This is a genomic window from Pseudomonas sp. PB3P13, assembly GCF_054897735.1.
In genome coordinates this window covers 3,097,073-3,109,424 of the sequence record NZ_CM142702.1, presented here as the reverse complement: position 1 = coordinate 3,109,424, position 12,352 = coordinate 3,097,073, and the positions used below count along the sequence as shown (strand labels likewise).

14 protein-coding genes are annotated in these 12,352 nt (G+C 60.5%); 11 read left to right on the top strand and 3 right to left on the bottom strand.

Features of this window, described 5'->3' with window-relative positions; translation table 11 throughout:
* The first annotated feature begins 15 nt into the window (after nucleotides 1–15).
* The 5 genes from ACYZT1_RS14260 to ACYZT1_RS14240 all read left to right on the top strand — a co-directional run bounded on the left by ACYZT1_RS14260 (nucleotide 16) and on the right by ACYZT1_RS14240 (nucleotide 5,332).
* The gene (locus ACYZT1_RS14260; protein ID WP_462015361.1) at nucleotides 16–774 is read left to right on the top strand and encodes a class I SAM-dependent methyltransferase; all 759 of its coding nucleotides are present in this window, start codon (nucleotides 16–18) and stop codon (nucleotides 772–774) included.
* Between the two features lie 92 nt (nucleotides 775–866).
* On the top strand, nucleotides 867–1,319 hold the full coding sequence (gene rnhA / locus ACYZT1_RS14255) for a ribonuclease HI (RefSeq protein WP_008028618.1): 453 nt from the start codon (nucleotides 867–869) through the stop codon (nucleotides 1,317–1,319).
* Between the two features lie 132 nt (nucleotides 1,320–1,451).
* Nucleotides 1,452–2,204, top strand: a complete 753-nt coding sequence (gene dnaQ, locus ACYZT1_RS14250) for a DNA polymerase III subunit epsilon (RefSeq protein ID WP_462015360.1) — start codon at nucleotides 1,452–1,454, stop codon at nucleotides 2,202–2,204.
* A 237-nt stretch (nucleotides 2,205–2,441) separates the two neighbouring features.
* Nucleotides 2,442–4,703: an Orn/Lys/Arg family decarboxylase gene (locus tag ACYZT1_RS14245; protein WP_462015359.1), complete on the top strand. Its 2,262-nt coding sequence runs from the start codon at nucleotides 2,442–2,444 to the stop codon at nucleotides 4,701–4,703.
* Between the two features lie 14 nt (nucleotides 4,704–4,717).
* Complete coding sequence (locus ACYZT1_RS14240) at nucleotides 4,718–5,332, top strand: GNAT family N-acetyltransferase (RefSeq protein WP_462015358.1); 615 nt, start codon at nucleotides 4,718–4,720, stop codon at nucleotides 5,330–5,332.
* Here the strand turns inward: ACYZT1_RS14240 and ACYZT1_RS14235 are convergent.
* Together ACYZT1_RS14235 and ACYZT1_RS14230 are read right to left on the bottom strand one after the other, a co-directional pair.
* Nucleotides 5,298–6,191 carry a LysR family transcriptional regulator gene (locus ACYZT1_RS14235; protein WP_462015357.1) on the bottom strand — a complete coding sequence of 298 codons (894 nt, stop codon included), beginning with the start codon at nucleotides 6,189–6,191 and terminating at the stop codon, nucleotides 5,298–5,300. The two genes, ACYZT1_RS14240 and ACYZT1_RS14235, sit on opposite strands and share 35 nt — an antisense overlap.
* An 88-nt stretch (nucleotides 6,192–6,279) precedes the next feature.
* Nucleotides 6,280–6,540, bottom strand: coding sequence for a hypothetical protein (locus ACYZT1_RS14230; RefSeq protein ID WP_462015356.1), 261 nt, complete (start codon nucleotides 6,538–6,540; stop codon nucleotides 6,280–6,282).
* Between the two features lie 178 nt (nucleotides 6,541–6,718).
* Between ACYZT1_RS14230 and ACYZT1_RS14225 the strand changes: the two genes are divergently transcribed.
* Nucleotides 6,719–7,279, top strand: coding sequence for an NADPH-dependent FMN reductase (locus ACYZT1_RS14225; RefSeq protein WP_462015355.1), 561 nt, complete (start codon nucleotides 6,719–6,721; stop codon nucleotides 7,277–7,279).
* Between the two features lie 150 nt (nucleotides 7,280–7,429).
* On the opposite strand, the gene ACYZT1_RS14220 is transcribed toward ACYZT1_RS14225, so the two are convergent.
* The gene (locus ACYZT1_RS14220; protein ID WP_462015354.1) at nucleotides 7,430–8,380 is read right to left on the bottom strand and encodes a DUF1853 family protein; all 951 of its coding nucleotides are present in this window, start codon (nucleotides 8,378–8,380) and stop codon (nucleotides 7,430–7,432) included.
* A gap of 114 nt (nucleotides 8,381–8,494) precedes the next feature.
* Here ACYZT1_RS14220 and ACYZT1_RS14215 point away from each other — a divergent pair, with 114 nt between their 5' ends.
* The 5 genes from ACYZT1_RS14215 to ACYZT1_RS14195 are packed head-to-tail and all read left to right on the top strand — an operon-like array spanning nucleotide 8,495 to nucleotide 12,347.
* Nucleotides 8,495–9,385, top strand: a complete 891-nt coding sequence (locus ACYZT1_RS14215; protein WP_047528343.1) for an NAD(+) kinase — start codon at nucleotides 8,495–8,497, stop codon at nucleotides 9,383–9,385.
* Nucleotides 9,382–10,356 carry a metallophosphoesterase gene (locus tag ACYZT1_RS14210; protein WP_462019248.1) on the top strand — a complete coding sequence of 325 codons (975 nt, stop codon included), beginning with the start codon at nucleotides 9,382–9,384 and terminating at the stop codon, nucleotides 10,354–10,356. Before ACYZT1_RS14215 ends, ACYZT1_RS14210 begins: the two co-directional genes overlap by 4 nt.
* On the top strand, nucleotides 10,353–11,222 hold the full coding sequence (locus tag ACYZT1_RS14205) for a rhomboid family intramembrane serine protease (RefSeq protein ID WP_462015353.1): 870 nt from the start codon (nucleotides 10,353–10,355) through the stop codon (nucleotides 11,220–11,222). Before ACYZT1_RS14210 ends, ACYZT1_RS14205 begins: the two co-directional genes overlap by 4 nt.
* Before the next feature lie 37 nt (nucleotides 11,223–11,259).
* The gene (locus ACYZT1_RS14200; protein WP_462015352.1) at nucleotides 11,260–11,520 is read left to right on the top strand and encodes a YeaC family protein; all 261 of its coding nucleotides are present in this window, start codon (nucleotides 11,260–11,262) and stop codon (nucleotides 11,518–11,520) included.
* Entirely contained in the window at nucleotides 11,517–12,347 is an 831-nt protein-coding gene (locus ACYZT1_RS14195; RefSeq protein WP_462015351.1) for a DUF2797 domain-containing protein, read from the top strand. Before ACYZT1_RS14200 ends, ACYZT1_RS14195 begins: the two co-directional genes overlap by 4 nt.
* Nucleotides 12,348–12,352 lie beyond the last annotated feature (5 nt).

The window sequence follows — 12,352 nt, the reverse complement described above, 5'->3', positions numbered from 1 at the left end:
GCGTTGGAGAATGCAATGACTGATAAAGCGTTCGCTAAGGCTGATCCTGACTGGCTTGCCTTGATCAGTGCGGCCCGTGAATGGTTGTCCGGGCCGATCGGGCAGTTTTTGCTGGACGAAGAACGGCGCATGCTCGAAGACGAGCTGGGCCGCTTCTTTGGTGGCTATCTGGTGCATTACGGGCCTTCGGCGCAAACACCGCCGCCTGCGACGCAGGTGCAGCGTAATGTGCGTCTGGGTGCGCCGCTGCCGGGTGTGGAGATCGTTTGCGAAGAGCAGGCGTGGCCTTTGAGCGAGCACGCCGCCGATGTCGTGGTCCTGCAGCACGGGCTGGATTTTTGTCTGTCGCCCCACGGTTTGTTGCGTGAAGCGGCGAGCAGCGTGCGCCCCGGCGGGCATCTCTTGATCATCGGCATTAACCCGTGGAGCACTTGGGGGTTGCGGCATTTGTTTGCCAATGATGCTTTGCGCAAAGCCCGCTGCATTTCGCCGTCGCGGGTTGGCGACTGGCTGAACCTGCTGGGCTTCGCGCTGGAGAAACGCCGCTTCGGATGCTATCGTCCGCCGCTCGCATCCCCCGCCTGGCAAGCTCGTCTGGCCGGTTGGGAGCGCAAGGCCGGTGACTGGCAATTGTCGGGTGGCGGCTTTTATCTGTTGGTCGCGCGCAAGATCGTGGTGGGCCTGCGACCTCTGCGTCAGGAACGACGCGAGCCGATGGGCAAGCTGATCCCCTTGCCGATGGCCAAGGTCAATCGTCGCAACATCGAACCGTAATACCTGTTTTTATTCCCGGCCGGGTTCGCCCCGGCCTCGGGCATCGCTGACCGCAAATCGGCGAGCCACAGCATTTTTCTGGATAGATTGGCATGAGCGATAGCGTAGAACTTTTTACCGACGGCGCCTGTAAAGGCAACCCCGGCCCTGGCGGCTGGGGTGCGCTGCTGGTGTGCAAAGGTGTGGAAAAGGAACTCTGGGGCGGCGAAGCCAACACCACCAATAACCGAATGGAGCTGATGGGCGCAATACGTGGCCTGGAAGAACTCAAGCGTTCGTGCGACGTGCTGCTCGTTACAGACTCGCAGTACGTGATGAAAGGCATCAATGAGTGGATGGACAACTGGAAAAAACGCGGCTGGAAAACCGCCGCGAAAGAACCGGTGAAAAACGCTGACCTGTGGAAACTCCTCGACGAGCAGGTCAACCGCCACAACGTCACCTGGAAATGGGTGCGCGGGCACATCGGCCATCACGGTAACGAGCGCGCCGATCAGTTGGCCAACCGTGGCGTCGATGAAGTGCGCGGGTACAAGCAAGCCTGATTTGGTGTGGGTGCACTGCTTGTGGGAGCCACCCTGCTGGCGATGGGTGCGACACGGTGTACCTGAAAGCTCCCCACCCGCGTGGTAACATCCGCGCTTTTGCACGATTGACCCGTTGAGAGCTGAGCACCGATGGCCACCAGATCCGTAGTACTCGATACCGAAACCACCGGCATGCCGGTAACCGACGGCCACCGGATTATCGAAATCGGTTGCGTCGAACTGATCGGCCGACGCCTGACCGGCCGGCACTTCCACGTTTACCTGCAACCGGATCGCGAGAGTGACGAGGGCGCCATCGGCGTGCACGGCATCACCAACGAATTCCTGGTGGGCAAACCGCGTTTCACGGAAGTGGCCGATGAGTTCTTCGAGTTCATCAAGGGCGCGCAGCTGATCATCCATAACGCGGCGTTCGACGTTGGCTTCATCAACAACGAATTCGCCCTGATGGGCCAGCACGATCGCGCGGACATCACGCAACACTGCTCGATCCTCGACACATTGATGATGGCCCGGGAACGTCACCCGGGGCAGCGCAATAGCCTCGACGCCTTGTGCAAACGCTATGGCGTCGACAACTCCGGGCGTGAACTGCACGGCGCCTTGCTCGACTCCGAGATTCTCGCCGACGTTTACCTGACCATGACGGGTGGCCAGACCAGCCTGTCGCTGGCAGGCAACGCCTCCGATGGCAATGGCGCGGGCGAGGGCGCGGACAACTCGGCCACCGAAATCCGTCGCCTTCCTGTCGATCGTCGTCCAACGCGGATCATCGCAGCCAACGATGACGATCTGGCGCAGCACGTGGCGCGTCTGGAAGCCATCGCCAAAGCGGCCGGCGCTCCTTCGCTGTGGCAGCAACTGGCCAAAGCCCAAGCCTAAGTCTCTGTAGCAGCTGCCGCAGACAGCGTGCGGCGGAGCCGGTTGTTCAATTGATTTTCACCGGCCATCTTGTTGACCGCCGACGCAGCCTTCGGCAGCTGCTACAGGTGTGCAAACTTGCAGCATCAGGGGGCGCCTGTGATCCACCTTGGGGCTTACCCCCTCGCCACATTCGCTTCAACCCTCTACCCTGAGTTCATTGGCGGGTCTCTGACTGCCGCCTCAGGACATGGCCTTATGTACAAAGACTTGAAATTCCCGGTGTTGATCGTCCATCGCGACATCAAGGCAGACACCGTTGCCGGTGATCGCGTGCGCGGCATTGCCCGGGAGCTGGAGCAGGAGGGCTTCAGCATTGTTTCGGCGGTCGATTACACCGAGGGGCGTCTGGTTGCTTCGACGCATCACGGCCTCTCGTGCATGCTGATCGCGGCCGAAGACCCCAGCGCCAATTCCCACCTGCTGCAGAACATGGCCGACCTGATCGGTCTGGCGCGTGTGCGTGCCCCGGACTTGCCGATTTTCGCCCTTGGCGAGCAGGTCACCCTCGAAAACGCACCCGCCGACGCCATGGATGAACTCAATCAGCTGCGCGGCATTCTTTATCTGTTCGAAGACACTGTGCCGTTTCTCGCCCGGCAAGTGGCACGCGCTGCACGCAAATACCTCGATGGTTTACTCCCGCCTTTCTTCAAGGCGCTGGTCCAGCACACGGCCGATTCCAATTATTCCTGGCATACGCCCGGCCATGGCGGTGGTGTGGCCTATCACAAGAGCCCGGTCGGCGAGGCTTTTCATCAGTTCTTCGGGGAAAACACCCTGCGCTCGGACTTGTCGGTATCGGTGCCCGAACTTGGGTCGTTGCTCGATCACACCGGTCCACTGGCCGAGGCGGAAGCGCGCGCGGCGCGGAATTTCGGCGCCGATCACACTTTTTTCGTGATCAATGGCACCTCGACCGCCAACAAAATTGTATGGCACTCGATGGTGGCCCGCGGTGACCTGGTGCTGGTGGACCGCAACTGCCACAAGTCAGTGTTGCACTCGATCATCATGACCGGCGCGATTCCGTTGTACCTGTGTCCCGAGCGCAACGAACTGGGGATCATCGGTCCGATTCCGCTCAGTGAATTCAGTCGGGAGTCGATCCAGGCGAAGATCGACGCCAGCCCGTTGACCAAGGGGCGTGAGCCCAAGGTCAAGCTCGCCGTGGTCACCAACTCGACCTATGACGGTCTCTGCTACAACGCGGAGCTGATCAAGCAATGTCTGGGCAACAGCGTCGAGGTGCTGCACTTCGACGAGGCCTGGTACGCCTACGCAGCATTTCACGAATTTTTTGCCGGACGTTACGGCATGGGCACCTCGCGCAGTGACGACAGCCCGCTGGTGTTCACCACTCATTCCACGCACAAATTGCTCGCGGCGTTCAGCCAGGCTTCGATGATTCACGTGCAGGACGGTGGCGCACGGCAACTTGATCGCGACCGATTCAACGAAGCGTTCATGATGCACATCTCCACTTCGCCGCAGTACAGCATCATCGCCTCGCTGGACGTGGCCTCCGCCATGATGGAAGGCCCGGCCGGGCATTCGCTGTTACAGGAAATGTTCGACGAGGCCCTGAGTTTTCGTCGCGCCCTGGCTAACCTGCGTCAGCACATCGCCGCCGATGACTGGTGGTTCTCCATCTGGCAGCCGCCCTCGGTCGAAGGCATCGAACAGGTGTCTACCGTGGATTGGTTGCTGCAACCCGACGCCGACTGGCACGGTTTTGCCGGCGTGACAGACGACTATGTGCTGCTGGATCCGATCAGGGTCACGCTGGTGATGCCCGGCTTGACGGCGGGCGGCGCGCTGAGCGAGCGCGGCATCCCCGCTGCGGTAGTCAGCAAGTTTCTCTGGGAACGCGGACTGGTCGTTGAAAAGACTGGCCTGTATTCGTTTCTGGTGCTCTTCTCGATGGGCATCACCAAAGGCAAATGGAGCACGTTGCTCACCGAGCTGCTGGAATTCAAACGCAGCTACGACGCCAACGTCAGCCTCGCCTGCTGCCTGCCGTGCGTGGTTCAACAGGATGCCGCGCGTTATAGGGGCATGGGGCTGCGCGATTTGTGTGATCAACTGCACGCCTGCTACCGCAGTAACGCCACGGCCAAACATCTCAAGCGCATGTACACGGTGCTGCCTGAAATCGCCATGTCGCCCGCTGAGGCTTATGATCACCTGGTGCGTGGCGAGGTCGAGGCGGTGTCGATTGATGCTCTGCAGGGGCGAATCGCGGCGGTGATGCTGGTGCCGTATCCGCCCGGCATTCCGCTGATCATGCCGGGCGAACGGTTCACCGAAGCGACGCGCTCGATCAATGATTACCTGGCGTTTGCCCGAACATTCGACAGCAGCTTTCCAGGCTTTGTGGCCGATGTGCACGGCTTGCAACACGAACATCAAGATGAGGGCAATGGGCGGGTTTATACCGTCGATTGCGTCAAGGAGTGAGGACCTTTCCCAGTATGCAACCGGTGATGAATCCGAAATACCCAGGACTGTCGGTGCGGGTAGCCGATGATGGTTTCGCGGCGTATATCTGGGGCAGCGATTTCAGTTTTGAAGTCGCCGCCTATGCAGCAGCCGAACCCGGCAAACCGGTCGATCAGTGGCCGGTAACGCCGATTACCCCATACCGCAAGTGCTATGGCATCGATCCCGAGGAATTCGGCAGTTTTCGCGATGCCGCCGACAGCGCGATCTTCATGGCCTTTCTGGACGATGAGCCGGTGGGCCACCTGGTCATCAGCACCAATTGGAACGGTTTCGCCCACATCGATGAACTGGCGGTGCATACGCCGGCCCGTCGGCACGGCGTGGCCAAGGCACTGCTGGATGTTGCGCAGTTCTGGAGCCGCAAGAAAAAATTGCCGGGCATCATGCTCGAGACCCAGAACAACAACCTCGGCGCGTGCCGGCTCTATGAACGCTGCGGTTATGTGATTGGCGGGGTCGATCATCTGCGATATCGCGGCATCGATCCCAATACGGCGGAGATGGCGCTGTTCTGGTACCGACTGTTCGATAATCCGCTGCAAAGTACGCTCAGCTCGATAACATCGCCGCGGCTTGTACCGTGACGATTTCCAGCAGCGCCTGAGCGGCGGGCGAGGGCTCGGCATTCTTCAATGTCAACGCATACAGGCAGACGGGCACCGCGGGCACCAATGGGCAGGCATCCAGTCCGGCATGCCTGGCGCCGAGAGCGGTGAACGGGTCAACAAGGGCCAGGCCTTCGCCGGCCTCGACCATGCTGCGCATCATCTGATGCGTCTGCACACGGATATGGATCACCGGGGCAGGGCGCAGCGTTTGCAGTTTATTGTCGAACGCCGGACTTAGCGACTCGTGCCCCTCGAGGCCGACCAGCGCCTGGCCGGCGAGGTCCTGCAGGGAAATGTATTTTTGCTTTGGCTGCAGCCAGCCATGCGGCGCCAGCAACTGCAATTTACCCTGAGCAATCTGCTGGCATTCGATATCGACATGGTGTGGATCGTGCAGGCTCAAACCCACGTCGCTTTGGCGCAGCAGCAGGCTGCGGATGATGCCGCAAGTGGGTTCGCTCAGCAGCGTGCAAGGTGCATCGGGAAAACGTCGGCGCAACGCCGCAATGCTGCAGGGCAACAATTGGTGCGCAAGCGGTGGCGTGCAAAGGATTCGAAGGGGCGGTGCATGATAGTGCTTGAGGCTCGCGGCCAGCCGTTGTATCGGCTCGAGCGCGGCGTAGAGATGAGCAATTTCGCCCTGCAGCTCTCGCGCCTCGCGCGTGGCCTGCAATCGACCGCGCACGCTGGAAAACAGCATGAACCCCAACTGGCTCTCGGCGTCCTGCAGCAGGTGTTCGACGTCGGCCACTGGCAACTGCAGCCAATCAGCGGCGGTGCCCAGGTGACCGGTCTGCAGCAGCGCCTGAATCACTTCGATGTGGCGTAAACGCATGCGTGAAGTCCATGTTCGGCAGGTGAGGGGGTCAGTGGCTGAATCCTAACCCAAGTCCGCGCACATGACTTCTGCTCATAACGCGAGGTTATGAGGCGACGTTGGTTTCCGGCAGGCTGCCGACGTAGGTGTCGGGTTCGCGCACGATAGTGATGTTCGATTGCACCAGCAGAAACTGGTTGTCGTCGAGCTTGTTGACGCGATCGCCAATAGCCAGTTTGTAGGTGGTCACAGGCGCCGAGCCAGTGAAGCCGTCTGCCGACGGGGTGGATTCCTGGAACTCATGCACGGAATAAACGCGGCCTTCCGCGTCTCTTGCATGGAACTGACCGACGAGTACTGCTGCCATCTGCTTAGAACCTCTGGGGATAAATCACTCAATTTGCGGACCTGTAGACCGTGCTTGGGCGAAGTAAGTTTTCCTGCCTGGAAAAAATAGTCAGGGAGCCGCATTTATCACTCGCCCGCTGCCTGGATCGTCATCTATAACTACAAGCTCTTTCCATCGGACAGTCGAGAACATTTCCATGAGCAACGTTTACACGATCGCCGTTGTGGTCGGCAGCTTGAGAAAGGAATCTATCAATCGGAAGATCGCTTTGGCCCTTGCTGACCTGGCGCCTGCCCATCTCAAACTCGACATTGTCGAAATCGGCGACCTGCCGCTCTATAACGAAGACATCGATGGCGCTTCACCGCCGGCAGCCTACAGCACTTTCCGACAACAAGTGAGTTCATCCGACGCGTTGCTGTTCGTGACGCCGGAATATAACCGTTCGGTGCCGGCACCCTTGAAGAACGCGATTGACGTTGGCTCGCGGCCCTATGGCCAAAGCTGCTTCAGTGGTAAACCTGGAGCGGTGATCAGTGCTTCACCGGGCGCCATCGGTGGCTTCGGGGCGAACCACCATTTGCGCCAGTCCATGGTATTTCTCGATGTGCCGCTGATGCAGCAGCCGGAAGCGTACCTGGGCGGGGCGGGTACGGCGTTTGACGAGGCCGGTAACTTGTCCGAGACGGTCAAGCCATTCCTGCAAAAATTCATCGATGCTTACGCTCGGTGGGTCGAACAACACAAAAAGGTCTGAATCCCCTGTAGACACCGTCGAGCGTGCGCCGCCAAAATCTGCGGCCGACCAAAAACTGCAGGAGCCGAGCTTGCTCGCGAAAGCGCTGCGTCATTCAACCCAAACCATGACTGACCCACCGAAATCGCCAGCAAGCTTTGCTTCCACCTGTCAGCCATTGCCCGGCACATTCGGCCAAAGATCCGCGACCAGGAACAAGCGCTCCGCTTCCTCCCAATCCCCATCGCCATTCTCGATCAGGCGCACCAGCAACTGTGCAGGCGCCAGTGGCGCCAGGTCCGTCAGCCAGGCATTCAACTGTTCACTGCCCCACGTCTGATCAGCCGGATAATGCGCCGGTGCCAGCCAGGCATGGCGGGGCAGGGGTTGCCAACGGCCGGCCGGACGTTGAGCAACAAAGTCTGGCCAATCCTTCTGATGCAACCAGCTGCCCCGCAAGTGCCGCGGATGGGCACCGATGGGCGGTTCAGCCTGACCCGGCCACGGGTACAACAAATAGCCGCCCAGCCACAAATGCGCACGGAACTGCTGAATATCCAGGGCCGCCAGCACTTCGCGGCTTTCCGGGCGGGCAGAGATCGGCAGTTGATGCTGGCTCAGATGCGCCAGTTTGCGGTCCAGCCGATCATGACAGCCGGGGCCTAGCCACTGCGCCGTTTCCTGCCCATCGCCATCTTGCGGCCCGAGGTAAAGCTTGATCGCCAGTTCCAGATGATGCACGCCGTCGCGGTCGCGCAGCAGCATGTCCAGTTCACCCAGCGTGTGGCCTTCGCGGCGGATGGGCAGGTTGGCGGCGATCAACTCGATGCCCGGCGCCTGCTTCACGGCGTATTGCCACAAACGTTCGTAATACAAGCCCAGCCGTCGGGTGCGCGCCTGAGCGAGCCAGTGCAGCAAGTCGTAACTGTCGCGGTCCAGTTGGTGCAGCCAGCGCTCCAGCCGTTCCGGCGCTTGCACCCAGTCGCTGCCCGTCAGCGGATGACGCTGCGGCCACGGCGTGTTCTCCAGCATCGGCGGCGCGAGGATGACCCACGCCAGGTCGCGCACTTCCGGGTGGCGCAACTGGTGAGGTAACTGCAGCAAATCGGGAAATAGAATCATCTTGCGAGCATAGCCTCAAACCTGAGTGGACCTCTGGGGTGAAAGGATTTTGTCTATCCCGCGCTTTCGCCCATAATCGTGTTTTTCGCCGCCGCAGACCCCCGCAGGAGCCCCATGGAGCAATTTCGTAATATCGGCATCATCGGTCGCCTGGGCAGTTCGCAGGTGCTGGATACCGTCCGCCGACTGAAACGCTTTCTGCTCGATCGCCACCTGCACGTGATCCTCGAAGACACCATCGCGGAAGTCTTGCCAGGGCACGGCCTGCAAACCTCGTCGCGCAAGATGCTCGGCGAAGTCTGTGACATGGTGATTGTGGTCGGCGGCGACGGCAGTCTGCTGGGGGCCGCGCGCGCCCTGGCGCGACACAATATTCCGGTGCTGGGCATCAACCGTGGCAGCCTCGGCTTTTTGACCGACATCCGCCCCGACGAACTGGAAATCAAAGTCGCCGAAGTGCTCGACGGCCACTATCTGGTGGAAAACCGCTTCCTGCTGCAGGCCGAAGTCCGGCGTCACGCCGAGGCCATCGGTCAGGGCGATGCACTGAACGACGTGGTGCTGCATCCGGGCAAATCGACGCGAATGATCGAATTCGAACTGTACATCGACGGCCAGTTCGTCTGCAGTCAGAAGGCCGACGGCCTGATCGTCGCGACGCCCACCGGCTCGACCGCTTACGCCCTGTCGGCGGGTGGCCCGATCATGCACCCCAAGCTCGACGCTATTGTGATTGTGCCGATGTACCCCCATACCTTGTCGGGCAGGCCGATTGTGGTCGATGGCAACAGTGAGCTGAAAATCGTCGTGTCCAAAGATATGCAGATCTACCCGCAAGTCTCCTGCGACGGGCAGAACCACTTCACCTGCGCGCCAGGCGACACCATCACCGTCAGCAAAAAAGCGCAGAAGCTGCGCCTGATTCATCCGCTCGACCACAACTACTACGAAGTCTGCCGGACCAAACTCGGCTGGGGCAGCAAGCTGGGTGGTGGAGGCGACTGATGCTCGATCCCGCGCGTAGCTACGACCTGATCGGTGACGTGCACGGTTGCGCTCTGACCCTTGAGCACTTGCTCGACCGGCTCGGTTACCACAAACAAGGCGGCGTCTGGCGACATCCGTCGCGCATGGCAGTGTTCGTCGGTGACATCATCGACCGCGGCCCGCGAATTCGCGAAGCGCTGCACATTGTCCACGACATGGTTGAGGCCGGGCAGGCGCTGTGCATCATGGGCAACCACGAATTCAACGCGCTCGGCTGGAGCACACCGGCGCCGCCCGGCAGCGGCAAACAGTTCGTGCGCGAACATACCCCGCGCCATGCGCGTTTGCTGGGGGAAACCCTGAAACAGTTCGAGGACCATCCGGGCGACTGGCATGATTTTCAGCAGTGGTTCTACGACATGCCATTGTTCGTCGATGCCGGGCGTTTTCGCGTGGTGCACGCCTGTTGGGATGCGGGGCTGATCGCGCCACTGCGGGGGTTGTTCCCCGACGGCTGCGTCGACGAGGCTTTCCTGCAGGCGTCGGCGATCCCCGGCAGTTTCGCCTGCGCGGTTTTCGACCGGCTGTTGCGCGGTACCGACATGCGTTTGCCCGACGGGCTGACCATGACCAGCGGCGACGGCCTGACCCGGTCGTTTTTCCGCACCAAGTTCTGGGAAGACGACCCGCAAACCTACGGAGACATCGTGTTCCAGCCCGACGCATTGCCTGAACCGGTGGCCCTGACGCCGCTGTCGTCCAACGAAAAGAACACCCTGTTGCGCTACGGCGCGGATGAGCCGTTGCTGTTCGTCGGCCATTACTGGCGCAGCGGCAAACCGGCCCCCATCCGGCCGAATCTGGCCTGCCTGGATTACAGCGCGGTGCTGTACGGCAAGCTGTGCGCCTATCGACTCGACCAGGAAACCCGGCTCGACCCGCACAAATTTGTCTGGGTCGACGTTGAACGTCCGCAGGTGCTGCAATGAGTACCGTGGCCGTCCTGCGACTGCCGCTGAACGTGGATCTCAGCGGCTTCGTCAAACTGCTGCAACGCATGCAAGTGCCGCACCGGGTCAGTGAAGAGTCAGGCGAGCAAGTGCTGTGGGTGCCGGCCAACATCAGCGAAGACGTGCGCTCGTTGTATGAACGCTTCCCGGCGGGCGACCCCGATCAGCACCTGGACATCCCGGCGGCACAGGCTGCCAGGCGTCCAGGTGTTATCGAGCAACTGCGCCATGCCAAAGCGACCGCTTTGGTGCTGATCTTCAGCCTGATGGTCGGTGCGGTGACGCTGCTCGGGGAAAACCTCGATACCGTGCGCTGGCTGACCTTCCTCGATTTCCGCATTGTGGGCGACTACATCCATTTCGTGCCATTGGCCGACAGCCTGGCGGCGGGGCAGTGGTGGCGACTGGTGACACCGATGCTGATCCATTTCGGCATCCTGCACCTGGCGATGAACGGCATGTGGTACTGGGAACTGGGGCGGCGCATCGAATCGCGGCAGGGCAGCATCAACCTGATTGGCCTGACGTTGCTGTTCGCTGTGGCCTCCAACTATGCCCAGTTCGTTTTCAGCGGACCGACCCTGTTTGGCGGCTTGTCCGGTGTACTGTATGGCCTGCTCGGGCATTGCTGGATTTTTCAGGTGCTGGCGCCGAACCCGGCTTATCGCCTGCCGCGAGGCGTGCTGGTGATGATGTTGGTGTGGTTGCTGGTCTGCCTGTCCGGGGTGATCTCGTTGATCGGCTTTGGGGAAATCGCCAACGCGGCCCACGTCAGCGGGTTGCTCGTCGGATGCCTGACCGGTTTGTTGGGCGGTTTGTACAACCGCCGTAAACTGCCCGTCTAAAAATGTTACGTGTGTATCAAGAGACCGCGGAGACCGAATGTCCTCTTTCAACGAAATGATCAGCAACATCACGCCTGATATCTACCAGAGCCTGAAACTGGCGGTGGAGATCGGTAAATGGTCCGACGGCAACAAGCTTACCGCCGAGCAACGCGAACTGTCGCTGCAAGCGATGATTGCCTGGGAAATCCAGAACCTGCCCGAGGAAGAGCGCACCGGTTACATGGGCCCGCAGGAATGCAGTTCGAAGTCGATCAGCGTGCCCAACATTCTGTTCAAGTCGGATGCCATCCATTGATCGAGATTGGCCGCGGTGCAATCAGCAAGATGTCGGCGCGCCTCGACGGGCCGCACGTGCAGTACGCGTTTCGTCTGGGCGATACCGAGTTGCCGGTCAATCCGTTGATCGGCCGCACGGTGCGTCTGGAGTTTCTGGGGGCGATTCATTGCTCCCATTGCGGTCGCAAGACCAAAACCAGTTTCAGCCAGGGTTATTGCTACCCGTGCATGACCAGACTGGCCCAGTGCGATCTGTGCATCATGAGCCCGGAGCGTTGCCATTACGACGCGGGCACCTGCCGTGATCCGGAGTGGGGCAACACGTTCTGCATGACCGATCATGTGGTGTATCTGTCGAATTCTTCCGGGGTCAAAGTGGGCATCACCCGCGCCACCCAGCTGCCCACGCGCTGGATCGACCAAGGCGCGCGTCAGGCCTTGCCGATCATGCGCGTCTCGACCCGTCAGCAATCGGGTTTTGTCGAAGACCTGTTCCGCAGTCAGGTGGCCGACAAAACCAACTGGCGTGCTTTACTCAAGGGCGAAGCGGTGTCGGTGGATCTGGCACAGGTGCGTGATCAGCTGTTCGAGAGCTGCGCGCAGGGTTTGCAAGGTTTGCAGGAACGATTCGGCCTGCAGGCCCTTCAGACAATTGCCGACGTGGAACCCATCGAAATCCGCTACCCGGTCGAGCAGTACCCGGCCAAGATCGTCAGCTTCAACCTGGACAAGAATCCGATCGCCGAAGGCACGCTGCTGGGAATCAAAGGGCAATACCTGATTTTCGACACCGGCGTGATCAATATTCGCAAATACACGGCTTATCAGCTCGCCGTGCATCAGTAAGGACT